The organism is Pseudomonas sp. LB1P83 (genome assembly GCF_054897885.1).
Map to the genome: position 1 here is coordinate 721,287 of NZ_CM142709.1, position 23,367 is coordinate 744,653.

General features: G+C 59.2%; 24 protein-coding genes and 1 pseudogene. 13 read left to right on the forward strand and 12 right to left on the reverse strand.

Annotation, left to right across the window (positions count from 1 at the left end):
- Position 1: 1 nt before the first annotated feature.
- A complete protein-coding gene (locus tag ACYZTY_RS03130) occupies positions 2–340 on the reverse strand; it encodes a DUF3565 domain-containing protein (protein ID WP_056742973.1) in 339 nt (112 codons plus the stop codon).
- Here ACYZTY_RS03130 and ACYZTY_RS03135 point away from each other — a divergent pair.
- From ACYZTY_RS03135 to ACYZTY_RS03145, 3 genes are all read left to right on the forward strand, one after another.
- Positions 309–794, forward strand: coding sequence for an FKBP-type peptidyl-prolyl cis-trans isomerase (locus tag ACYZTY_RS03135; protein WP_027924551.1), 486 nt, complete (start codon positions 309–311; stop codon positions 792–794). The two genes, ACYZTY_RS03130 and ACYZTY_RS03135, sit on opposite strands and share 32 nt — an antisense overlap.
- 123 nt (positions 795–917) lie before the next feature.
- Positions 918–1,400 carry a glutathione peroxidase gene (locus ACYZTY_RS03140; protein WP_461957258.1) on the forward strand — a complete coding sequence of 161 codons (483 nt, stop codon included), beginning with the start codon at positions 918–920 and terminating at the stop codon, positions 1,398–1,400.
- A 223-nt stretch (positions 1,401–1,623) separates the two neighbouring features.
- Entirely contained in the window at positions 1,624–2,727 is a 1,104-nt protein-coding gene (locus ACYZTY_RS03145) for an NADH:flavin oxidoreductase (RefSeq protein WP_461957259.1), read from the forward strand.
- 114 nt (positions 2,728–2,841) lie between these two features.
- Here the strand turns inward: ACYZTY_RS03145 and ACYZTY_RS03150 are convergent, their stop codons facing one another.
- A complete protein-coding gene (locus tag ACYZTY_RS03150) occupies positions 2,842–4,041 on the reverse strand; it encodes a glycosyltransferase family 4 protein (protein WP_461959244.1) in 1,200 nt (399 codons plus the stop codon).
- Positions 4,042–4,081: 40 nt separating this feature from the next.
- A complete protein-coding gene (gene cysZ, locus ACYZTY_RS03155; RefSeq protein WP_461957260.1) occupies positions 4,082–4,834 on the reverse strand; it encodes a sulfate transporter CysZ in 753 nt (250 codons plus the stop codon).
- A gap of 315 nt (positions 4,835–5,149) precedes the next feature.
- Here cysZ and trxB point away from each other — a divergent pair, with 315 nt between their 5' ends.
- Positions 5,150–6,112 carry a thioredoxin-disulfide reductase gene (trxB, locus tag ACYZTY_RS03160; protein WP_461957261.1) on the forward strand — a complete coding sequence of 321 codons (963 nt, stop codon included), beginning with the start codon at positions 5,150–5,152 and terminating at the stop codon, positions 6,110–6,112.
- A gap of 192 nt (positions 6,113–6,304) precedes the next feature.
- On the opposite strand, the gene ACYZTY_RS03165 is transcribed toward trxB, so the two are convergent.
- The 7 genes from ACYZTY_RS03165 to ACYZTY_RS03195 form a co-directional block, all read right to left on the reverse strand.
- Positions 6,305–7,555, reverse strand: coding sequence for a 2-aminoadipate transaminase (locus tag ACYZTY_RS03165; protein WP_461957262.1), 1,251 nt, complete (start codon positions 7,553–7,555; stop codon positions 6,305–6,307).
- Positions 7,556–7,799: 244 nt separating this feature from the next.
- On the reverse strand, positions 7,800–8,138 hold the full coding sequence (locus ACYZTY_RS03170; protein WP_461957263.1) for a HopJ type III effector protein: 339 nt from the start codon (positions 8,136–8,138) through the stop codon (positions 7,800–7,802).
- The gene (locus ACYZTY_RS03175; RefSeq protein WP_017336573.1) at positions 8,131–8,427 is read right to left on the reverse strand and encodes a DUF1244 domain-containing protein; all 297 of its coding nucleotides are present in this window, start codon (positions 8,425–8,427) and stop codon (positions 8,131–8,133) included. Before ACYZTY_RS03175 ends, ACYZTY_RS03170 begins: the two co-directional genes overlap by 8 nt.
- A 111-nt stretch (positions 8,428–8,538) precedes the next feature.
- Positions 8,539–8,910: a dihydroneopterin triphosphate 2'-epimerase gene (folX, locus tag ACYZTY_RS03180; protein ID WP_007970304.1), complete on the reverse strand. Its 372-nt coding sequence runs from the start codon at positions 8,908–8,910 to the stop codon at positions 8,539–8,541.
- 2 nt (positions 8,911–8,912) lie between these two features.
- On the reverse strand, positions 8,913–9,488 hold the full coding sequence (gene folE, locus ACYZTY_RS03185) for a GTP cyclohydrolase I FolE (RefSeq protein ID WP_461957264.1): 576 nt from the start codon (positions 9,486–9,488) through the stop codon (positions 8,913–8,915).
- A gap of 21 nt (positions 9,489–9,509) precedes the next feature.
- Positions 9,510–10,220 carry a dihydromonapterin reductase gene (gene folM / locus ACYZTY_RS03190; RefSeq protein WP_461957265.1) on the reverse strand — a complete coding sequence of 237 codons (711 nt, stop codon included), beginning with the start codon at positions 10,218–10,220 and terminating at the stop codon, positions 9,510–9,512.
- Positions 10,221–10,405: 185 nt separating this feature from the next.
- Positions 10,406–10,975 (reverse strand): antibiotic biosynthesis monooxygenase, encoded by a 570-nt coding sequence (locus tag ACYZTY_RS03195; RefSeq protein WP_461957266.1) that lies wholly within the window; start codon positions 10,973–10,975, stop codon positions 10,406–10,408.
- A gap of 211 nt (positions 10,976–11,186) precedes the next feature.
- On the opposite strand from ACYZTY_RS03195, the gene ACYZTY_RS03200 reads away from it, so the two are divergent.
- Positions 11,187–12,146, forward strand: a complete 960-nt coding sequence (locus ACYZTY_RS03200; protein ID WP_461957267.1) for a MerR family transcriptional regulator — start codon at positions 11,187–11,189, stop codon at positions 12,144–12,146.
- Positions 12,147–12,148: 2 nt separating this feature from the next.
- Here the strand turns inward: ACYZTY_RS03200 and ACYZTY_RS03205 are convergent, their stop codons facing one another.
- Both ACYZTY_RS03205 and ACYZTY_RS03210 read right to left on the reverse strand, forming a co-directional pair.
- Positions 12,149–12,754: a hypothetical protein gene (locus ACYZTY_RS03205; RefSeq protein WP_131061170.1), complete on the reverse strand. Its 606-nt coding sequence runs from the start codon at positions 12,752–12,754 to the stop codon at positions 12,149–12,151.
- Between the two features lie 54 nt (positions 12,755–12,808).
- Positions 12,809–13,288, reverse strand: a complete 480-nt coding sequence (locus ACYZTY_RS03210) for a PAS domain-containing protein (protein WP_461957268.1) — start codon at positions 13,286–13,288, stop codon at positions 12,809–12,811.
- Positions 13,289–13,390: 102 nt separating this feature from the next.
- Between ACYZTY_RS03210 and ACYZTY_RS03215 the strand changes: the two genes are divergently transcribed.
- The 8 genes and pseudogenes from ACYZTY_RS03215 (at position 13,391) to ACYZTY_RS03250 (ending at position 23,361) form a co-directional block, all read left to right on the forward strand.
- Entirely contained in the window at positions 13,391–13,846 is a 456-nt protein-coding gene (locus tag ACYZTY_RS03215) for a flavodoxin (RefSeq protein ID WP_461957269.1), read from the forward strand.
- Between the two features lie 3 nt (positions 13,847–13,849).
- Positions 13,850–13,963, forward strand: a pseudogene (locus ACYZTY_RS03220) (LrgB family protein); the annotation flags it as partial.
- 132 nt (positions 13,964–14,095) lie between these two features.
- Entirely contained in the window at positions 14,096–14,878 is a 783-nt protein-coding gene (locus tag ACYZTY_RS03225; protein ID WP_461957270.1) for a class II aldolase/adducin family protein, read from the forward strand.
- Positions 14,878–15,780: an alpha/beta fold hydrolase gene (locus ACYZTY_RS03230; protein ID WP_461957271.1), complete on the forward strand. Its 903-nt coding sequence runs from the start codon at positions 14,878–14,880 to the stop codon at positions 15,778–15,780. Before ACYZTY_RS03225 ends, ACYZTY_RS03230 begins: the two co-directional genes overlap by 1 nt.
- A gap of 110 nt (positions 15,781–15,890) precedes the next feature.
- Entirely contained in the window at positions 15,891–16,802 is a 912-nt protein-coding gene (locus ACYZTY_RS03235; RefSeq protein WP_461957272.1) for an SDR family oxidoreductase, read from the forward strand.
- Positions 16,803–17,480: 678 nt separating this feature from the next.
- On the forward strand, positions 17,481–19,274 hold the full coding sequence (locus tag ACYZTY_RS03240; RefSeq protein ID WP_461957273.1) for a DUF1302 domain-containing protein: 1,794 nt from the start codon (positions 17,481–17,483) through the stop codon (positions 19,272–19,274).
- A 23-nt stretch (positions 19,275–19,297) separates the two neighbouring features.
- Complete coding sequence (locus ACYZTY_RS03245; RefSeq protein WP_461957274.1) at positions 19,298–20,665, forward strand: DUF1329 domain-containing protein; 1,368 nt, start codon at positions 19,298–19,300, stop codon at positions 20,663–20,665.
- A gap of 140 nt (positions 20,666–20,805) precedes the next feature.
- On the forward strand, positions 20,806–23,361 hold the full coding sequence (locus ACYZTY_RS03250; RefSeq protein ID WP_461957275.1) for a LuxR C-terminal-related transcriptional regulator: 2,556 nt from the start codon (positions 20,806–20,808) through the stop codon (positions 23,359–23,361).
- Positions 23,362–23,367 lie beyond the last annotated feature (6 nt).

A 23,367-nucleotide genomic window follows, 5' to 3' on the forward strand; every position in this document is an offset into this window, starting at 1 on the left:
TTCAGTCGCCAAGGTTATCGCTAACCGAGCCTTGTGCGCACCAACCGCAATCAAAGGGCTGGCCTATTTTTTCAATACGTTGTGCGGGGTCCAGGACCCAGGCGCGCGATTGCCACGGTGGCTGGTGGCGAAGGTGCTGGGTGTGACCGCAGGAAAGCTCGGCCACCCAGTGCCCGTCCTCATCCTGATGGAAGCCTGTGACCGTTGAGCCTTTCGCCGCCACCCGTCTGTCCGGGTTGTGTTCGCTTTCGGGCGATTGCTTCGCTAAACTTGGCCATTCTTCATTCTTATGCAAAAGGTCTCGCCCCATGCTGATCGCCGCCAATAAGGCTGTCTCCATCGACTATACCCTGACCAACGACGCTGGTGAGGTCATCGACAGTTCCGCCGGCGGCGCGCCGCTGGTCTACCTGCAAGGCGCAGGTAACATCATCCCGGGCCTGGAAAAGGCACTGGAAGGCAAAGCAGTCGGCGACGAGCTGACCGTAGCCGTTGAGCCTGAAGATGCTTACGGCGAATACGCTGCCGAACTGGTCAGCACCCTGAGCCGCAGCATGTTCGAAGGCGTCGACGAACTGGAAGTGGGCATGCAGTTCCACGCTTCCGCGCCGGACGGCCAGATGCAGATCGTCACCATCCGCGATCTGGACGGCGACGAAGTCACCGTCGACGGCAACCACCCGTTGGCCGGTCAGCGCCTGAATTTCCAGGTCAAGATCATCGACATCCGTGACGCCAGCCAGGAAGAAGTCGCTCATGGTCACGTCCATGGCGAAGGTGGCCATCACCACTGATTTTCTGCGCTAAGCTCAGAGAACTGGAGAGGCGCCCGAGGGGCGCCTTTTTAGTCCGCGGCTGTCCCTGGCGACATCGCCAAGTGGCTGTTTCGAGTAGAACACGGGAATCTGGAGTTCGTCATGAGTGCTTTTCACGACCTTAAATTGACAGCCCTGGATGGACAGGAGCTACCGCTGGCGCCCTTTAAAGGGAACGTCGTGCTGGTGGTCAACGTCGCCTCCAAATGTGGCTTGACCCCACAGTACGCGGCACTGGAAAACCTTTACCAGAAATACAAAGGCCAGGGTTTCAGTGTGCTGGGCTTGCCGTGCAACCAGTTTGCCGGGCAGGAACCGGGCTCCGAGCAAGAGATCCAGGACTTCTGCAGCCTCAACTATGGCGTGACCTTTCCGTTGTCCAGCAAGCTGGAAGTCAACGGTCACGATCGTCATCAGCTTTACCGTCTGCTGGCGGGCGAGGGCGCGGAGTTTCCGGGGGACATTACCTGGAACTTCGAGAAATTCCTGCTCGGCAAAGACGGGCGCGTGTTGGCGCGGTTTTCGCCGCGTACAGCACCGGATGATCCGACGGTCGTCCATGCCATTGAAAAAGCGTTGAGCTGATTTCCCTTCTGTAGGAGCGAGGCTTGCCCGCGAAGACGGTCGATCAGACGAGATCATCGCTGACTGGCATGACGCCTTCGCGAGCAAGCTTCGCTCCTACGGTCCATCTGCCTTTTGACCCTTAATCACCCAGATCAATAGTGCTGTGCATTGTCTGCGACTGCGCATATTATCGCCGTCATAAAATTTGTGTCCCGTCGATATCGTTTTCGTGGAGCGTCCCATGCCAGTCAAAGCCCTGTTCAAACCGTTCCACCTCGGCACCCTCGAACTGCCGACCCGCGTCGTCATGGCGCCGATGACTCGCTCGTTTTCGCCGGGCGGCGTGCCTAATTCCAAAGTGATCGAGTACTACCGTCGCCGCGCCGCCGCAGGCGTTGGCCTGATCATCACCGAAGGCACCACCGTCGGGCACAAGGCCTCCAATGGCTACCCGAACGTGCCGCATTTCTACGGTGATGCAGCGCTGGCCGGCTGGAAAAAAGTGGTCGACGCGGTCCACGCCGAGGGCGGCAAGATCGTTCCTCAGCTGTGGCATGTGGGCAGCGTGCGTCGCATCGGCACCGAGCCGGATGCCAGCGTGCCGGGTTACGGTCCGTCGGAGAAATTGAAGGACGGTCAGGTCGTGGTTCACGGCATGACCCAGCAAGATATCCAGGACGTCATCGCCGCATTCGCTCAAGCCGCCAAAGACGCTCAAAGCATCGGCATGGATGGTGTGGAAATCCACGGTGCCCACGGCTATCTCGTGGACCAGTTCTTCTGGGAAGGCAGCAACCAGCGCACCGACGAATACGGTGGCGACCTGGCCAACCGTTCGCGTTTCGCCATCGAACTGATTCAAGCCGTGCGTGCAGCGGTCGGTGACGGCTTCCCGATCATCTTCCGTTTCTCGCAGTGGAAGCAGCAGGATTACACCGCGCGTCTGGTGCAAACCCCGGAGGCGCTGGGAGAATTCCTCAAGCCGCTATCCGACGCTGGCGTGGACATTTTCCATTGCTCGACGCGTCGTTTCTGGGAACCGGAGTTCGACGGTTCCGAACTGAACCTGGCCGGCTGGGCCCGCAAGCTCACGGGCAAGCCAACCATCACCGTGGGCAGCGTTGGCCTGGACGGCGAGTTCCTGCAGTTCATGGTCAACACCGACAAGATCGCGCAGCCAGCCAGTCTGGAAAAACTGCTGGAGCGGTTGAACAACGATGAGTTCGATCTGGTGGCGGTAGGGCGTGCGCTGCTGGTCGATCCGGACTGGGCGCAGAAAGTGCGTGACGGCCGTGAAGAAGACATCCTTCCGTTCAGCCGTGAGGCGTTGATGACACTGGTTTAAGCAGAGACTGGAAGGGCCTCTTCGCGGGCAAGCCTCGCTCCTACAAGAATTGTGTCGCTCGCGATATTGTGAACGACACAAATCCTGTAGGAGCGAGGCTTGCCCGCGAAGCTTTTAAGGCAACAACGCTGCATCTGGCAGGGCTTGTTCCTGCGAACAAGCCCCGCGCAACTGCCCCTCAAACTGCTCGATAATCGCCGCCCAGCCCTGACGACTCGCATGCTGGCGCGCATTGAGCCGCACGCACCGCAAGGTTTCCCGCTCCTCCAGCAACCACGTCGCGGCATCACAGAACGCCTCTTCATCCCCAGGCATCGCCAACACGCCGTTGTAGCCATGGCGAATATGCTGAGCCGCTGCCGCCTGATCGTATGCCACCACACCCAGTCCCGAAGCCAATGCCTCAAGCACGACGTTGCCAAACGTTTCGGTCAAACTCGGAAACAGAAACACATCCGCCGACGCATAGTGGCTGGCTAAAACCTCGCCGCGCTGTGCGCCACAGAAAATCGCTTCAGGGAGTGCCTGCTCCAAGGCGCCTCGCTGCGGGCCGTCGCCGACCACAATCAGCTTCATGTTGCGCTGGGGATAAGTCGTTTTCAGCGCGTCGAAGCAGCGCTTGAGTAAGCCAAGATTTTTCTCCTGCGCCAGACGTCCTACGTGGATGACCGCGATGTCCTTCTCGCCAAGGCCCCACTGTTCGCGCAGCGATTGCAGGCGTTTGACCGGATGAAACAATTGGCTGTCGACCCCTCGGGACAACAACGCCAGACGTTCGAAATGACGCCGCTCCAGTTCCAGTCGCTGGCTGATGCTGGGCACCAGCGTCAACGTAGAACGATTGTGGAACCAGCGCAGGTAGTGAGTCAGCAAGCGCGACAGCAATCCGAGCCCGTACTGATTGGAGTACTGCTGGAAATTGGTGTGGAAGCCGCTGACCACCGAAATCCCCAAACGCCGTGCCGCGCGCAAAGCGGACAATCCCAGCGGTCCTTCCGTTGCAATGTAGAGCACATCCGGGCGATTGCGCTTCCAGCGCCGCAGCAGCTTGTGCATCGACGACTGGCCCCATTGCAAACCGGGATAGCCCGGCAGCGGCCAGCCGCGACACAGCAACAACTCATCGTTGCTGGCCGCAAGCTGATCGCAGCCCTGACGTGGCCGCACCAGCTCGACCTGATGCCCGCGCGCGCGCAAACCATCACACAAGCGGCCGAGGGTATTGGCCACGCCGTTGATTTCCGGTGGGAAGGTTTCGGTGATCAGAGTGATATGCAGAGCTGTCGTCATGACCCCAGTGTCGGCTGAGGCTATGTCGTCATTGTGGCGATTCGATGATGGATTTGTGACGGTGTCAGCGTTGGGTCACCAGATTTTCCGCGCCACGCTCACGCACCCAGAACAGGGTCGCGCCCGCCACGGCCGCCGGCATCATCAAGATATTGACCACCGGAATCAGCAACACCAGATAAACACTCCCGCCGAAACTCATGCTCTGCCAGCGCTTCTCGCGCAGCCAGGCGAGCATCTCGTTCCAGCCGAGCTTGTGGTTGTCCGCCGGGTAGTCGATGTATTGGATGGCCATCATCCACACCCCGAACAGCAGCCACAGCGGCGCAGCGATGATGTTCACCACGGGGATGAACGAGAGAACGAACAACCCGATTGCTCGTGGCAGGAAATAGCCGAGTTTGCGCATCTCCCGGGACAAGGTGCGGGGGATCATGGCAATCAGTTCACCCCAGCTGAACGCCGGGAAGTCATCGGTGCCGCGTACCACCACTTCGACCTTCTCCGCCAGGAAGCCGTTGAACGGCGCGGCGATGACGTTGGCGAGCATGGTGAAGGTGAAAAACACCATGAGCACCACCAGCACGACAAAAATCGGCCAGAGGATGTAGTTGAGGAAACTCAGCCAGTCGGGCAGGGACGGCATCAGCGTATCGACCCACAGGCTGAATTGATGGCTGGCCAGGTAGATCAATCCGACGAACAGCACCAGGTTGATCACCAAGGGCAACAACACGAACAAACGCAGGCTTGGGCTCAAGACCAGCTTGAGGCCTTCGCGCAGGTATTGCGGGCCGGACAGAACAGGGGCGGGCATAACGTGCTCCGAGCAGAGGGAAAACGCGCCGACCTTACCGGCTTTGCCTGACAGGCGAAAGCGCGGTCGAAGCATCGACATCAACTGTAACAAAGGCGTCTCTGTATTCAGCGTGACGAGATAGAGACCACCTATGAGCTGGATTGTTAAACCGTATTTCCTTAATCTTCGCCCCCTCGATACGCTGCACCCAACCTTTTTACAGGACTGTCGAGTTCAAGCCTTCCCCAAGTGCTTTCAACGGTCCTTTTTTATTCCCGCCGGCAACCCGGCGTTCCGCGCCAGGTGTTCCGGGCCGGTCAACAGGAGCAGGTCATGTCTGAAGTCCGTCATTCGCGAGTGATTATTCTCGGTTCCGGCCCTGCCGGTTACAGCGCCGCGGTCTATGCCGCCCGTGCCAACCTCAAGCCACTGCTGATCACCGGCATGCAGGCCGGCGGTCAACTGACCACCACCACCGAAGTCGACAACTGGCCGGGCGACGTCCACGGCCTGACCGGCCCGGCGTTGATGGAGCGCATGAAAGAGCACGCCGAGCGCTTTGAAACCGAGATCGTTTTCGATCACATCAATGCCGTGGACTTCGCTGCCAAGCCGTACACCCTGATCGGCGACAGTGCGACTTACACCTGCGACGCCCTGATCATCGCCACCGGCGCCAGCGCGCGTTACCTCGGTCTGCCTTCGGAAGAAGCGTTCATGGGCAAAGGCGTTTCGGCCTGCGCAACCTGCGACGGTTTCTTCTACCGCAACAAGCCAGTGGCTGTAGTGGGTGGCGGCAACACCGCTGTCGAAGAAGCCCTGTACCTCGCCAACATCGCCAGCACCGTGACCTTGATCCACCGTCGCGAAACCTTCCGCGCCGAGAAGATCCTGATCGACAAGCTGAATGCACGGGTTGCCGAAGGCAAGATCATCCTGAAGCTGAACTCGAACCTGGACGAAGTCCTGGGCGACAAGATGGGCGTCACCGGTGCCCGCCTGAAGAACAACGACGGCAGCTTCGACGAGCTGACAGTCGACGGCGTGTTCATCGCCATCGGCCACACCCCGAACACTTCGCTGTTCGAGGGCCAGCTGACGTTGAAAGACGGCTACCTGGTTGTGCAGGGCGGCCGTGATGGCAACGCAACGGCCACCAGCGTTGAAGGCATCTTCGCTGCCGGCGACGTGGCTGACCACGTTTACCGTCAGGCCATCACCTCGGCCGGCGCCGGTTGCATGGCGGCACTGGACACCGAGCGCTACCTCGACGGTCTGCAGAACGCTTCGTTCTGATTCTGTTGAAATGAAAAAACCGGCTTCGGCCGGTTTTTTGTGCTCGCGATTTATTGCTTGATCACATTCTCTATGTGGGAGCGAGCCTGCTCGCGATAGCGATTTATCATTCAAGCTTTATGTCGACTGATACACCGCTATCGCGAGCAGGCTCGCTCACACAGGGACTGTATGGGTTGCAAGACTTTGGGATCAGGCCAGTTTCTTCAGGCATGCCTCAAGAATATTCAGCCCTTCTTCCAACACGGCAGCCTCGGTGGTCAATGGCGCCAGCAGCCGAATGATGTGGCGCGATTTGCCGCTGGGCATCAGCAACAAGCCTGCGTCTCGCGCCAGGCTCAGGAGTTGCGTCAGCTGCGCCGATGCAGGAGCGCCGTCGGTGGTGATCAGTTCGATACCGCGCATTGCACCGACGCCGGTCAAGCGGCCCAGGTACGGCGACAGCTTGCTGGCGCGCCAGAATTCGTAGCGACTGACAATCGCTTCTTCCTGTTGCGCGCCCCAGGCTTGCAGGTTCGTGTCAGTCATTTCGTCCAGGGTCGCCAACGCGGCGGCGCAGGCGATGGGGTTGCCTGAATAGGTGCCGCCCAGTCCACCCTTGGGCAACGTGTCGAGCAGCGACTTGCGCCCGACCACCGCGCCCAAAGGCACGCCACCGGCAATGCTTTTGCCCAGCAGGATCAGGTCCGGTTCAATGCCCAGGCGCGAAAACGCAAAACGCTGGCCGGTGCGGCCGAAGCCGGACTGGATTTCATCGGCAATCAGCAGAATATTTTTTTCATCACAGAACCGACGAAGCGCTTGAGCGAACTCCACGTCCATTGCCAGGAATCCCGCTTCGCCTTGCACCGGTTCGACGATAAAGCAGGCCACATCTTCAACGTCGATCTCGACACTGAACAGTCGATCCATGGCCTTCAAGGCTTCGGCGCAAGTCACGCCGTTGTCCTTGCTCGGGTACAGCAAATGAAATACCGGCCCCGGCAGCACGCCGACTTTCTGTTTGTAAGGCGCGACTTTGCCATTGAGATTGAGTGTGGCGAGGGTGCGGCCGTGGAAAGCGCCGTCGAAAGCGATGACCGCTGTGCGGCCGGTGGCACCACGCACGATCTTCAGGGCGTTTTCCGCTGCTTCCGCGCCGCTGTTGGTGAGCATGCCGCTGACCGGATAATCCACCGGCATGAACGCGGTGAGACGATCCATCAGTTCGAGGTAGGGCACATGCGGGGCGGCGTTGAACGCGTAGTGAGTCAGCCGGGTGGCTTGTTCGCGAATGGCTTCGACGATACGCGGATGGCAATGGCCGAGGTTCAGCACGCCGATGCCGCCGACAAAGTCGATATAGCGTTTGCCATCGGTGTCCCAGACCTCGGCATTTTTGCCGTGGCTGAGCGTGACGGGATGAACGACGTTGATCGACTGGCTGATGGATTCGCTGCTCATGGATGACCGACTCTGAAGGAGGGATGCTTCTTTTTATCTAAGCCGTGAGCAGCGGTTTCGGGCAAACGAAATAAAGTGGCCGGGTCAATCTTAAAAGTCGGGATGTGGTATGAGCGTTATGTAAAAGTCAGCAGCAACAACGCAGAATCTGTAGGAGCATGGCTTGCCAGCGAAGGCGTCTTCAAAAGCGATGCAAGATTCAAGGACGCCTTCGCGGGCAAGCCTCGCTCCTACAAAAAAGCGTTTAGCGGCGAGTCAGTGGCTGTTGGGTGAACTTCACACCGGCCAGACCCTGCGCAATCAGCGCACGGATATTGCCGTGGTCACTGCCTTCAGGCGTGGCCACGACCGAGCGGTAATGCTCGCCAAAGGCCAGCAGCGCTTCTTCATCGCTCAGGCCTTCCAGCAACGCCAGACCCAGGGTCTTGCAGGAACCTTCGTTCTGCCCGGCGGCGTTTTCCACGCCGCCGTTGTTGAAAGCCTGAGGCTGGTAATCGTAACCCGCGGCGATGAATGCCAGGGTGTCGGCGAAAACGTGTTCGCCGCTCTTGAGGCTGGCGCGCAGGGTGTTCAAATCACTCATTGGGTTTTCCCTTGGCAAACGCCGCTTGTTGTTCGGCACTGGCTTCTTGCTGGTATTGGGCTTTCCACTCGGCGTACGGCATGCCGTACACCACTTCGCGGGCGTCATCGAGGCTGACCTCGATCTGGCGTTCATCGGCGGCGGCCTTGTACCACTTGGACAAGCAGTTGCGGCAGAAACCGGAGAGGTTCATCAGGTCGATGTTCTGCACATCCTTGCGGCTGTCCAGGTGGGCGACCAGCCGGCGAAAGGCGGCGGCTTCAAGTTCCAGGCGTTGTTGATCGTTCATGGATGTCTCTGCGAAACAGCTTCAAGCGGCAAGCTTGAAGCTGCAAGGTGGGTTGCGGTGGCCTTTAGCTTACCGCCTGAAGCTTGAAGCTTGAAGCTTGAAGCTTGAAGCTTAGCGGCTCGCCGCTAGCGTAATCGACACCGACTCGGCGAATCGCAGGGCGTGCGGCTTGTCGACTTCAACCTCGGCGTACAGCACCGACGCGTTGGCCATGACCAGATCGAGGATTTCCTGGGTCAGGCGTTCGAGCAGGGCGAAGCGATTGCCTTCCACGTGGGCGATGATCGCCTTGGTGATGGTCCGGTAATTCAGCGCGTGATCGATGTCGTTGTCACGCACCGCTTCCTGAGCGGCATACAGGATGGTCAGGTTGATCAGCACATCCTGCTTGTTGAGGATTTCATCCTCGTTGATCCCGATGAAGGTCCGCAGGCACAGGTCCTTGACCCGGATGCGTGCCATTCCTGGTTGAAGTTGTGGCATTGCTACTTGCTCCGTCCAATCAATTGCAGGAACTCCTGACGGGTGTTACTCGACTCGCGGAAGGCGCCGAGCATCACTGAGGTGTTCATGGTCGAATTCTGTTTCTCGACGCCGCGCATCATCATGCACATGTGCTTGGCTTCGATGACCACTGCGACACCGGCCGCGTCGGTCACATGTTGCACCGCGTCGGCGATTTGCCGGGTTAGGTTTTCCTGGATTTGCAGGCGCCGGGCGAACATGTCCACCAGCCGCGCGATCTTCGACAGGCCCAGCACCTTGCCCGTTGGAATATAAGCCACATGAGCCTTGCCGATGAAGGGCAGCATGTGATGTTCGCAGAGCGAGTACAGCTCGATGTTGTCGACGATGATCATTTCATCGTTGTCGGAAGCGAACAGCGCGCCGTTGACGATCTCTTCGACGCTTTGCTCGTAACCATGGCAGAGGTACTGCATGGCTTTTGCCGCGCGGGCCGGGGTGTCTTGCAAGCCCTCGCGGTCGGGGTTTTCACCGAGGCCGATGAGGATCTCGCGATAGCTCTGGGACAGGGCGTTCTGGGGCAGGGATAACGTCATGGAACATCCTCGCGGGGGCGCTTATTTGATGTGCCGTCCGCCGTTGACGGTCAGGGTCGTGCCGGTGACATAGGGGTTGTCGAGCAAATAACGCAGGCTCTGGTAGATCACTTCGCTGCCGGGCTCGATGCCCAGCGCGGACTTGGCAAGGGCCTTGGCGCGGTACGCGGCGTCGTCGTCGGGATTGAACATTAGCAGGGCTGGCGCGATACCGTTGACCTTGATTGTCGGCGCGTATTTCGCGGCAAAGGACAGGGTGAGGCTGTCGAGCCCGGCTTTGCTGGCGCAGTAGCCGATGTGCCTGCTGCTGCCCTTGCGGGTCACGTCATCGCTGATGTGCACGATGTCGGCGGGGTTTGAGCGTTCGAGCAGGTCGGCACAGTGCAGGTTGATCAGGTACGGCGCCAGCATGTGCACACTGAACATGCGGGTGAAGGCCTCGGCGTCGGTGTCCGGTGTTTCGGCCAGCCATTCGGACGCGTTATGGACAATGGCGCGCAGACTATCGGTGTGGGTTTTCAGCTCGGTGATGAACGCGAGGATTCCCGCTTCAGTGGAGAAGTCCGCAAACACCGCGGTCGCGCCCAGGTCGCGCAATGCCTGCACGCCGGGGCGTTCGCTGCGGTAGCTGAAGATTACGGGATGGCCGTCTTCGAGCAAACGTTGCGCACAGTGCAGCCCGACACGCTGGCCGGCACCGGTGATGAGGATCGGAGCTGCGGAAGAGGTCATGAACGGCTCGCGTCGCGGTAAGAGCAAAACTATACCAGCGACGGGCTGTGAGGTGGCTTTATGTAGGAGCGAGCGATGCGGCGATCCGACTTGCCCGCGAAAGGAACAACGCGGTCTATCTGTTGTTCTGAGTTATCGTTCTTCGCGGGCAAGTCGGATCGCCGCATCGCTCGCTCCTACAGGGATCAGTGATTCTGGGGGGAGGGCTCGGCGGGCAGCGGACGTGCCGGTGTGCTGTTCAGCCAGCCGGCCAGCATGCGGGTCGACAGCGGAATGAAGAAGTAGACCATCAACGGCGTCAGGCACAGGGTGCTGATAAGTACGCGAGGCAGCAGGCTCATTTCGCCGAGCAACGGCCCCACTACAAAGTTGAACAGCAAGGAAACCGGAAAGAACGCCAGCCAGATCGCCACGGCCTGTTTCCAGCGTGGTGGACGCTGGCCGACAGCGCCGAACCAGCCTTCGATCCCGCTGACACGATGTTCCGTCTTATGCGCAAACAGATCGCTGCCGCGCGCCAGCCATGCGGTACGCGAAGCAGAATGCTCCCAGGCGTGCATGGTTTGCTCGTCGGCAAAGCGGAAAATAATCTGGAATTCGTTATCTTGGGGTGGCGGAGCGAGCACGCCTGAGCCGAGATAACCGGGAAAGTCGGTGGCCAGTTGTTCGCCTTCGCGCAACCAGACCATCAGGTCCTGATAACGCCCATCGGCGACGCGGCGTGAAACCATCAGCGTGACGGGTGAGGTAGACATTGTGTATCTCCGAATGACAAACGCGTTACTCCGGGTAGGAGTTTCGCCAGGCGCAACGCCGGGGTGATGGGCTGCGTCTTGAGACAAGCAAGGATTATTCCTGATTCTGATAATTACACCAGCGGCATTCGTCGTTTATCAATGTCTTGAATAATCATGGAGCAAGAGGGTTAAATAGGATCCAATTCCGCACAAGGACGTTAATTGACACATGCCTGTTCTGACTGAGCGTGGTCTCGCCTCACAGGCGGATCTTTCCATTGAGCGCGAAGATCTGTTCCCTATTCGTGAGGTAGCACGGCTGACGGGTATCAATCCCGTCACGTTGCGGGCATGGGAGCGGCGCTATGGCCTTATCCAGCCTACACGCACCGAAAGCGGGCATCGGCTGTACTCGATGGCCGATATCGAAAAGGTTCGCAGCATTCTCGGCTGGATCGACCGCGGCGTCGCGGTCAGCAAGGTCGGCAAGATACTGGCCAAGACCGAACCGCTCAAAGCCCTGGCGAACTTCATTCCGGATGAACTCGTTCAGGCCGACTATGCCCAGTGGCAGCAGCAGGTTCAGATGGCGGTGACGGCGTTTGACGAGGTTCAACTGGAACAGGTCTATGGACAGATTTTTTCCTGTTATCCCCTGACAGTGGTGTTCCAGGACATCCTGATGCCGATCTGGAAGCTGATGCATCAGCGCCATGAAGCATTCGGTCAGACCAGCGAATGGCTTTTTCTGGATGGTTTTCTGCGTTCTCGCGTATTGCAGCGCATGCTGCTGGTGCGCGTCATGCAGCCACGACGCGTGATTGTCTGCGCCTTGGCCGATCAGGCCCATGAACTCGAAGTGCTGGTCACGGCGCTGTACCTGAGCAGTGTCGATTCGGCGATTCAATTGCTGGCAAACGGTCAGCCATTCGATGAGTTGACCCTGGTTTGCGAGCGGATCAAACCCTCGGCACTGGTGCTGGTGTCCAATCACGCACCGGCCCCCGAGTTGCCTCGGCGTTTGAATCGACTGGCCCTGAGCCTGGATTGTCAGTTGCTGCTGGCCGGCGATGCGTCGGACCTGGCACAGGACAGCCTGGCCGGAACGTCGATCGGGTGCCTGGGGAATGAGGGGATCGTGATGCGTCAGCGTCTGAAACAGTTCCTGGCAGGAAACCTGGATACCTGAATTCAGTTGTGCAGTGCGGGATGTGTCAGACGATGCTGCTGAAGGATGTACTGGCGCAGACGTTCGGTCTCGTCCTTGTCGGTCTGGCTCAATTCGTAGGCGTAGAAACCTTGTTCGGTTTCACGCTCAAAAGTGCCGCGCAACGCAATCCGCTCATAGCCTGACGGACTGAACCACAACGCGAAATGCTTGGGCGGTTTGGTCTTGTTGCGGACTTCCAGCAAAACCCCTTTGAACGATATTTCGTGCACCCACATCGTGCCGGGTTGACCTTTGGCATTTTCCAGTGCCACCGGCTCTTCAACTGTCAGGCGCCATGGCCGTACCATCGGCCCGTCTTCATAAATACTCGGCACGCCCAGGCGCAAATGCAGTGCATGAAATTCGTCTTCCACCAGGTGCAGCGGAAAGGTCATTTGCTGGTTTTCGAAGTTGGCCTGGATGGTGACTTGCTCATGTGCCGCCAGGCGCGTGAGCAGATCACGGATTTGCGATCCACCATTGACGAGCAGACTCGACGTCGCATCCCGTACATTGAGTTGCGGGTTGTGTTGCATGGTCTGGATAAAATCCAGCTCATCCTGTGTCAGGAGTGCGTCGCGTTGCATGGCTAACTCGAAAGAAAAAGTTACAAAGTCATCGGTGATTGTAGTTAATGACAATTAATTCGCTGTTTTGTTTTCGCCGTTCGTCGCTTTCAACGCAGCAAGCTCGGCTTGCGTCTCAGCCAATTGTGCTTCCAGTTGCGCAACGCGCTGCTGTGCCTTGACCTGGACCGTGACATCTTTCTGTACGCCAACAAAATAGGTCTGTCCGTCAGCCGGGTTTTTCACTGTAGAAAGGGACAGCTCATTCCAGAACGGCGTGCCGTCCTTGCGGTAATTTCTCAGGATTTCCCGGCAGGAGCCGCCACTGGTCAACGACTCGCGAATCGCTTTGAGGGCCTTTTCTTGATCCCGGTCACCGGACTGCAGGAAACGGCAATCCTGGTAGAGGATTTCTTCGCGGGTGTAACCCGTCAGACGCTCGAACGCCGGGTTTACGTAAATCAGGATGTTGTCCTGCTCGCCTTCCTTTTCGGCAATCACGATGCCGTCGTTGGAAGCGTTTATCACCATTTGCAGCAGTTGAGCGTTGATCATCGGAGAGTCCTTTCCGTATTGATAGAGATTTGCATTCTAAAAGAACAAATGAGCCTGTGCTGTTAATATCTGTGTTTTTTACTCAGCTTCAGGATCAGTTTGATGAAAGTCGCCATCATTTCCGGCTCGGTGTACGGCACGGCTGAAGAAGTTGCCCGCCACGCCGCGAAGATTTTAAACACCGCAGGTTTCGAGGTCTGGCACAACCCGCGCGCAACGCTTGCCGATGTCCAGGCCTTTGGCCCGGACGCGTTTCTGGCGGTGACTTCGACCACCGGCATGGGTGAGTTGCCGGATAACCTGCAACCGTTATATTCGACGATTCGTGATCTGCTGCCCGCCGCCTGGCGTGGTTTGCCGGGTGCCGTAATCGGCCTGGGCGATGCGAGTTACGGCGATACGTTCTGCGGTGGCGGTGAGCAGATGCGTGAATTGTTCGGCGAACTGGGCCTGCGCGAAGTGCTGCCGATGTTGCGCCTGGATGCCAGCGAAAGCGTGACCCCGGAAACCGACGCCGAACCTTGGCTGGCAGAGTTGATTACCGCGCTGCGGGGCTGACCGGTCAGTCGAGAACATGAAGTGGGCGGTGAAGAAGGGGCGGTCGCAGGACTTGTCAGGGTGCTGACGGGGCTTTTGAATCTGTTTGCTGCCCCCTTATTGGCGGCGGTCCTTTGACATGGATCCAGGCTTTCTTCTGAACTGACTCGTTAGGCCATCAAGCTGGCTGCCAATGCAACTACACGAAATCCGGGCGCTGACTAGACTGCTGTAACGACAGTAAAACAATAAGAACAGGAGGTCCTTGCCGTGAAAGTTGCTCCCGTCCAATCTCCCCACAGTGTCAAAGACCAAGTCAGTGCCGCCGAGTGGCAGACCCGTGTCGACCTGGCTGCCTGTTATCGTCTGGTCGCCTCACATGGCTGGGACGATCTGATCTTTACGCACATCTCGGCCAAGGTGCCGGGCACCGAAAATTTCCTGATCAACCCGTTCGGGTTGATGTTCCACGAGATCACCGCGTCGAGCCTGGTCAAGGTCGATCAGGCCGGCAACAAGCTGATGGACAGCCCCTACGAGATCAACCCGGCGGGTTACACCATCCACAGTGCCGTGCATGAAGTGCGTCACGATGTGGTCTGCGTGCTGCACACCCACACCGCGGCGGGTGTGGCGGTGTCGGCGCAAAAACAGGGCATCCTGCCGATCAGTCAGCAGTCATTGTTTGTGCTGTCCAGCCTGGCTTACCACGCTTATGAAGGCGTTGCGCTGAACCATGAAGAGAAGGCGCGCCTGCAAGCCGACCTCGGTGAAAACAATTTCCTGATGCTGCACAACCACGGTTTGCTGACCTGTGGCAGCACCATCGCCGACACGTTCCTGATGATGTTTACCTTCCAGCGCGCCTGCGATATCCAGGTGCTGGCGCAGAACGGTGGTGCCGAGCTGATTGCCATCGAGCCGCAGATTCTGGCGGGTGCCAAGGCAATGATCGCCGGTGTGACCAAAAGTGCTCAAGGGATGGGTGGTGCGTTGGCCTGGCCGGCGTTGCTGCGCAAACTCGATCAACAAGACCCGGGTTATAAACTCTAATGGCACTCGCCGAGATCCCCCTGTGTGTCTGGCGCAAACGCGGCCAGACGTTCACATTTCGTGGTCAGACCATCCGTTACTGGACGGCGGGGCAGGGTGAGCCGCTCCTGCTCATCCATGGCTTCCCGACCGCCAGTTGGGACTGGCATTACCTGTGGCAACCGCTGGCGCAGCGCTATCGGGTGATTGCGTGCGACATGCTCGGTTTCGGCGACTCAGCCAAACCGGTCAACCATGAATACAGCTTGCTGGAGCAGGCCGATCTGCAACAGGCCTTGCTCGCGCACCTGAACGTCGAGCAGCCGGTGCACGTGTTGGCCCACGATTATGGCGACAGCGTGGCTCAGGAACTGTTGGCCCGGCATTACGAAAGCCGCAGTGAAATCGCCAGTTGTGTGTTCCTCAACGGTGGCCTGTTTCCTGAAACCCATCGCCCGGTATTGATGCAAAAGCTGCTGCTCAGTCCTTTGGGCTGGATGATCGGACGAGCCTTTACCCGCGATGGACTGGTGAAAAGTTTCCGGCAGATCTTCGGTCCGCAGACGCGGCCCAGCGAAAGCGAGATGGATGATTTCTGGGGCCTGATCGACAGCAATCACGGCCCGCGGATCATGCACAAACTCATCGCTTATATCCCTGAGCGGCGTGTCCAGCGCGAGCGTTGGGTCAGCGCCATGCAGCGCGGTGAAGTCCCGTTGCGGGTCATCGATGGAGAGGTCGATCCGATTTCCGGCGCTCACATGGTCAAGCGCTATCGGGAGCTGATTCCCGATCCGGACACGGTCCTGCTGCCTGATATCGGCCATTACCCACAGACCGAAGCGCCGGCACAGGTGCTCAAGCATTACCTGGTGTTTCGGGATCGGCTGGTTTCACCGCCGCGCAAGGCGGCCTGCTCCTGACTATCCCCCAGCCTTATCGGGCACCATTCAGCTGTACCCGTGTTTATTGTGACCAGCCGCCTGGTGCCCGACACTCGGACTTATTGTCCCTGGTCTGCTGGAGTTCCCCCATGAATGAGTCTGTGCGCTTCGAAGATAAAGTAGTGATCGTCACGGGTGCCGGCGGCGGCCTGGGCCGGGCTCATGCGCTGCTGTTCGCCAGGCAGGGCGCCAAAGTGCTGGTCAATGACCTCGGCGGCTCGGCTCAAGGGGAAGGCGCCAACGCGTCGGCAGCAGACCGCGTAGTAGCGGAAATCCGCGAGGCAGGCGGTATCGCCGAAGCCAACCACGACTCCGTCACCGACGGCGACAAAATCGTCCAGCACGCCCTCGATGCTTTTGGCCGCATCGACGTCGTGGTCAATAACGCCGGGATCCTGCGCGACAAGACCTTCCACAAAATGGACGACGCCGATTGGGACCTGGTTTACCGCGTCCACGTCGAAGGCGCCTACAAAGTCACCCGCGCCGCCTGGCCGCACATGCGCGAGCAGAACTATGGCCGCGTGATCTTCACCGCATCAACCTCGGGCATCTACGGCAACTTCGGCCAGTCCAACTACGGCATGGCCAAACTCGGCCTCTACGGCCTGACCCGCACACTTGCCATCGAAGGCCGCAAGAACAACATCCTGGTCAACGCCATCGCGCCAACCGGCGGAACTCGCATGACCGAAGGCCTGATTCCGCCACAAGTGTTCGAGCAACTCAAGCCTGAACTGGTCAGCCCGTTGGTGGTGTACCTGGCCAGTGAGAATTGCCAGGAGACTTCCGGGTTGTTTGAAGTCGGTGGTGGCTGGATGGGCAAGGTACGTTGGGAACGCAGCCTGGGCGCCGGGTTTGATCCGCGGGTGGGGTTCTCGCCGGAGGATGTGGCGGCGCAGTGGGAGCAGATTTGTGATTTCGAAGGGGCGGCGCATCCTAAGGACAATATTGAGGCGTTGAAGGAAATGATGGGGAATTTGCAGAAGTATTCGTTGTGACCCTGATGCCTTCCGCAGGGCTTATCTGAGTCCTGCCATTCCCCCGATTGTTCCCCCGCCACAAAACCATCGCCCATAAAAAAGGCCGCTGCAAACGCAGCGGCCAAAGTAAGACGTTGGATCAAGGAGCTACAAATCAACGTCAGTGAACACGGGGCGATCAATCGATAAAACGTCGATTCATCTGGATTCTGTCGCCAATGGCGCGGTCTCATCACACACCATCGCTTCGCGCTTCCAGGCTGTTCACCGTGAAAGCCCGGCAAGAATAAGGCCTTGAGCCCAAAGGAAAAACAGCGATTCGCGACATGAACTGTTGCAGCATGAGTAACAGTGCGCCTCGCCCCATCCCCTGTAGCAGCTGCCGAAGGCTGCGTTCGGCTGCGAAGCAGTCGTCAAATCAGCCAGCGCGGTCTTTCAGGATTATTGTGTGCGCATTGTTTACGACTGCTTCGCAGCCGAACGCAGCCTTCGGCAGCTGCTACACGATCAATGCCATCCCTGCCCATGCATCTGGCTGATAACCCCCCATCCAGCCCATCCATACCCGGCACAAACCCCCGCCCCATCAAGCCATTCATCCTTTAGAGGTACATCGCGAATACCTCCTTGGTGCGCTTATCGCTCCCAACGTGCGGCAGTAGGGTGGGGCCTTCTGTCACTCACCGGGGAAGACGCATGACAAAAACAACAATGCGCGCCATCTTCACACCGCAAGCGCTGGCCGCTGCGGTTGCCTTGGGCTGCTGTGCCCAGGCGCAAGCGGTTGCATTCAACATCGGCGAAATCGAGGGGACGTTCGACTCCTCGCTGTCCGTCGGCGCGAGTTGGGGTATGCGCGATGCCGATAAATCGTTGGTGGGTACGGTCAACGGCGGGACCGGTCAATCTTCGACCGGTGATGACGGCCGGCTGAACTTCAAGAAGGGTGAAACCTTTTCCAAAATCTTCAAGGGCCTGCACGACCTCGAATTGAAATACGGCGACACCGGCGTGTTTGTCCGTGGCAAGTACTGGTACGACTTCGAGCTCAAGGACGAAGACCGCGAGTTCAAGCCGATCAGCGACAGTGGCCGCAAGGAGGGCGCCAAGTCGTCCGGTGCGCAGATTCTCGATGCCTTCGTCTATCACAACTATTCCATCGCCGATTTGCCGGGCACTGTGCGCGCCGGTAAGCAGGTGGTCAGCTGGGGCGAAAGTACCTTCATCGGCAACTCGATCAACAGCATCAACCCGATCGACGTCTCGGCGTTCCGTCGTCCGGGTGCCGAGATCAAAGAGGGTCTGATTCCGGTCAACATGCTGTTCGCCTCTCAGGGCCTGACTGATCAGCTCTCGGTGGAAGGTTTCTATCAACTGGAGTGGGACCAGACCGTCGTCGACAACTGCGGCACCTTCTTCGGCAACGACGTTGTGGCGGATGGTTGCAATAACAACTACACGGTCGGCAGTCCCGCGATTGCCCCATTGGCGCCGTTGGCCGCAGCGTTCGGCCAACCGATCCAGGTGACCCGCGAGGGCGTGGTCGTTCCCCGTGGTGGCGACCGCGATGCGCGGGATTCCGGGCAGTGGGGCACGGCGTTGCGCTGGCTCGGTGACGACACCGAGTACGGCCTGTATTTCATGAATTATCACAGCCGCACGCCGACTGTCGGCACCACCACCGCCGGCCTGTCGACGCTGGCCAGCCTGCCGGGGATGGTGAGTGTTGCCAACCGTCTGGCACCGGGCAGCGGTGCGGGCCTGGCGCAAAGCGTGATGCTCGGACGCGGTCAGTACTACCTCGAATACCCGGAAGACATTCGTCTCTACGGTGCGAGTTTCTCCACCACGTTGCCGACCGGCACCGCGTGGAGCGGCGAGATCAGTTATCGGCCGAATGCGCCGGTGCAGGTCAGCACCAACGACCTGACCCTGGCAATGGTCAACCCGATTGCCGGCGGTGCCGCATCACCGATCGCCACCACCCCTGGCGCTGACAACAAAGGCTATCGCCGCAAGGAAATCACGCAGATCCAGAGCACCCTCACGCAGTTCTTCGATCAGGTGTGGGGCGCCCAGCGATTGACCCTGGTCGGCGAAGCGGCGGTGGTTCACGTCGGTGGTCTGGAGTCGCGCAGCAATCTGCGTTACGGCCGCGACTCGGTCTACGGCCAGTACGGTTTCGGCGGCGATACCGAAGGCTTCGTCACCTCGACCTCCTGGGGCTACCGCGCCCGGGCGATCCTCGATTACGCCAACGTGATCGGCGGGATCAACCTCAAACCCAACCTGTCCTGGTCCCATGACGTCGCCGGCTACGGCCCCAACGGGCTGTTCAACGAAGGCGCCAAGGCCGTCAGCGTCGGCGTCGATGCCGACTACCGCAACACCTATACCGCGAGCCTCAGTTACACCGATTTCTTCGGCGGTGACTACAACACCCTGGAAGACCGCGACTTCCTGGCACTGAGCTTCGGCGTGAACTTCTGATCTGGCTGAGAAGGATGAATTTGATGCGCAAGATGATTCTGCAATGCGGCGCCCTGGCCTTGAGCCTGCTGGCGGCCAACGTGATGGCGGCGGTGTCGCCGGACGAAGCCAACAAACTCGGGACTACCCTCACGCCGCTGGGCGCCGAGAAGGCCGGTAATGCCGATGGCTCGATCCCGGCGTGGACCGGTGGCATCCCGAAAAACGCTGGCGCGGTGGACAGCAAGGGCTTCCTGGCTGATCCGTTCGCCAGTGAGAAACCACTGTTCGTGATCACCCCCGCCAACGTCGACAAGTACAAGGACAAGCTCTCGGAAGGCCAGGTGGCGATGTTCAAGCGTTACCCGGAAACCTACAAGATCCCGGTCTACCCGACTCACCGCACCGTGGCCGTGCCGTCGGAAATCTACGAGTCGGCCAAGCGCAGCGCGCTGAACGTGAACAGCATCAACGAGGGTAACGGCCTGGCCAATTTCACCGGCAACCGCTACTACGCGTTCCCGATTCCGAAGACGGGCGTTGAAGTGTTGTGGAACCACATCACCCGTTATCACGGCGGCAATCTGCGCCGCATCATCACCCAGGTGACGCCGCAGACCAACGGCAGCTACACGCCGATCCGCTTCGAGGAAGAGATTGCCGTTCCGCAATTGATGAAGGACCTGGACCCGGAAAAAGCCGCCAACGTGCTGACCTTTTTCAAGCAATCGGTAACGGCCCCGGCGCGTCTGGCGGGTAACGTGCTGCTGGTGCACGAAACCCTCGACCAGGTGAAAGAACCGCGCCTGGCGTGGATCTACAACGCTGGCCAACGTCGAGTGCGTCGCGCACCACAAGTGGCCTACGACGGGCCGGGCACCGCCGCCGATGGTTTGCGTACCTCCGATAACTTCGACATGTTTTCGGGCGCGCCGGATCGCTACGACTGGAAACTGGTCGGCAAGAAGGAAATGTACATCCCCTACAACAGCTACAAACTCGACTCCCCGAGCCTCAAATACGACGACATCATCAAGGCCGGCCACATCAACCAGGACCTTACCCGCTATGAATTGCACCGCGTCTGGGAAGTGATCGGCACGGTCAAGCCGAGCGAGCGGCACATTTACGCCAAACGCCACATGTACATCGACGAAGACAGCTGGCAAGTGGCGCTGGTGGATCACTACGACGGTCGCGGTCAACTGTGGCGAGTGGCCGAGGGTCACGCGCAGTACTACTACGATCACCAGGCCCAGGCGTACACCCTGGAAGCGCTCTACGACATCATTGCCGGTCGATACATTGCGCTGGGGATGAAGAACGAAGAGAAGCACAGCTTTGAATTCGGCTTCGAAGCCAAGGCGGCGGACTACACGCCATCGGCGTTGCGTGCCGAGGGTGTCCGGTAAGGAAGTTGATACATTCGCAGTGCAGAAGGCGACTGGTTGGTCGCCTTTTTTATGGCTGCCAATCAGCGTCCTGAATACTTCTCAACAAGCGGGCTAGAGAGGGCTAGGGTTGCCGGACAATTATAAAAAGGCACGCCGCAATGACCGCCATGACCCGGTGTCTTGACCGTTCTGGATTCCTGCCCCGTCTGTCCTCTCATCACCTGTCGCGTGATCGATTGACCGAGCCCTTGCTGGCTTCCACATCACGAGTGAAATTACTGTGCGCACCGGCTGGCAGCGGCAAGACCGCGCTGCTCGCCGACTGCCTGTTGCAGGCGCCGCCGCAATGCCGGGTGTGCTGGTTACCGTTGTCCGGCGTGGTAATGAGTGCGGCGGATTTTCGTCAGCGTGTGGCAGAAGCGCTGGGGCTGGCTTCGTCGGAAGAGTCGGCGATGCTCGGCGCGCTGGCTCGGTTGCAGGCGCCAACCTGGCTGTTTCTCGATGATTATTGCCGTGTGCCGAATCCGGAACTCGATCACCTGCTGGATCGCATGCTGGCCGTCAGCAGTCCGATGCTGACCTGGTGGCTGGGTGCCCGCCGTCGTCCGCAGTGCAACTGGCCACGGTTATTGCTCGATGACGAACTGTACGAATGCGAACGCGCCACCCTGGCCTTCAATCAAACTGAAATTGGCTCGCTGTTACGCCACCTGACACCCGCCGATGCCAGCACCGCCGCCAGCAAAATCCTCCAGCGCAGTGGCGGTTGGTGCGCCGGAGTACGCGTTGCGCTGCTGCAAAAATGCGACTGGTCGCGCAACGACCCGCATCACAGCCGACCGGACACATTGCTCGATTACCTCGAACATGAACTGTTTACCAGCCTGACCCCTGAGTTGACGGAGGTCTGGCGGGTGCTGGCGCATTTGCCGCGATTCAATGCACGGCTGTGCGATCACCTGTTTGGCGCGGGGGAGGGGGCGCAATGCCTGAAGACGTTGCAGGACTTGGGCTGCTTCATCGAGCCTTGGCAGGACTCGGCTGAGTGGTTGCAGATCTTCCCTCCACTCACGCAATTGATGCGCGATGAGCAATGGCCGGCCGGACGTTCCTGGCATCGCCGCGCCTGTCAGTGGTTCGCCGCTGAACTGGACTGGAAAGCCGCGTTCGAACAGGCCTTGCTGGCTGAGGAGTTCGAGGTCGCCGTCAGCCTGTTGCAGCATTTCAGTTTCGAGCATTTGTTCGAGGAGCAGACGGTCGTGCTGTTGTTGCGATTGTATGAGCAACAGGGTGAAGCACTCATGTTCGGCTCGCCGCAACTGATCGGGTTGATCACGGCGGCGTCGTTGTTTGCGGGTCGGTTTGAACAAGCAGCCGACTGCATCGAACGTTTATCGCGATTCACCCCGCAGCCGTCGGCGAGCTTGCAGCGGCAGCTGATCGCTCGTTGGCAGGCGCAGCAAGGCTGGTTACTGCATTTGCAGGGTCGTATGGATGCTTCGCGCGTGCTTTTTCTTGAGGCTCTCAATGAACTTGGCCCCGACCTGTGGACCGTGCGGGTGATGTGTCTGTCGGGGTTGACCCAGCAGGCATTGCTACGCGGCGAACTTGATGTCGCGCAGGCGATGAATCGCGACGCTTTGTGCCTGGCACGAGCCCAGGGCTCGCTGGTATTCGAAGGGTTGCTGGAACTCGATCACGCGCAATTGCTGGAGCAACGCGGCGCTCCCCAGCGAGCCGAAAGCCTGCTCGCCAACGTCCATGAAATGTTTACCCGCCAGCAACGCAGTGCCGAGCCGTTGCTGGGGCGGATTGCATTGCATCGTGGCCGTTTGAGTTTGTCTCAGGGCCGCGATGCGCAGGCGTCTGAATATTTCGAAAACGGACTGCGGATCTGTCTGCGCAACCACGACAAACGGGTGCTGTATGGTTTTCTCGGCCTGGCGCAACTGGCCGCCAATCAGCGTGACTATGATTTGGCCTTCGTTCGTCTGCGCGATGCGGAACGGCTGATGCAACAGCGCCAGAGCCCTGACACCGTTTATCGTGGTGTTCTGTTGCAAATCAGCAGTCAATTCTGGCTACAGCAGGGCCGGCCCGAGCTGGCCCGTGAAGCGCTTACCCGCGTGCTGCGCCACTATCGTGGCCCGCAAGCACGGCAGGCACCTCCCGCCACCTTGATGTTGATCGCACGGATCGAATATTTGCTGGTATTGGCGCACGTATATTTGGGGCAGATCAAAGACCCGATGAGTCAGCTTGCCCCCATGCTCGAACAGTCGCAACGGTGCGCCATGTCAGCCCTGGAGGTCGAGCTGCTGTTCGTCGAGGCCGAAACGGCATGGCTGAACGGCGATTCGGTGGGCGCCAAAGCGTCTTTGCTCCGGGGCTTGAGTCTGGCCGAGCGCTGTGGCGTACGACAACCACTTCGCGAGTTGCAATTGCGTCAGCCTGATCTGTTGTCGACGTTGGGTATCGCCGATCCCTGCCTTGAAAGCACTGCACTTGCGGGTGATAACAATCCCCTCAGTCAGCGCGAAGTGGAAGTGCTCAAGCTGATTGCGCTGGGTAATTCCAATCAACAGATTGCCGAGCAGTTGTTCATTTCGTTGCACACGGTCAAGACTCATGCGCGACGCATCCACGGGAAGCTGGGTGTCGAGCGCAGGACCCAGGCGGTTGCGAGGGCTAAAGGGCTGGGGTTGCTCGGGTAAACAAGC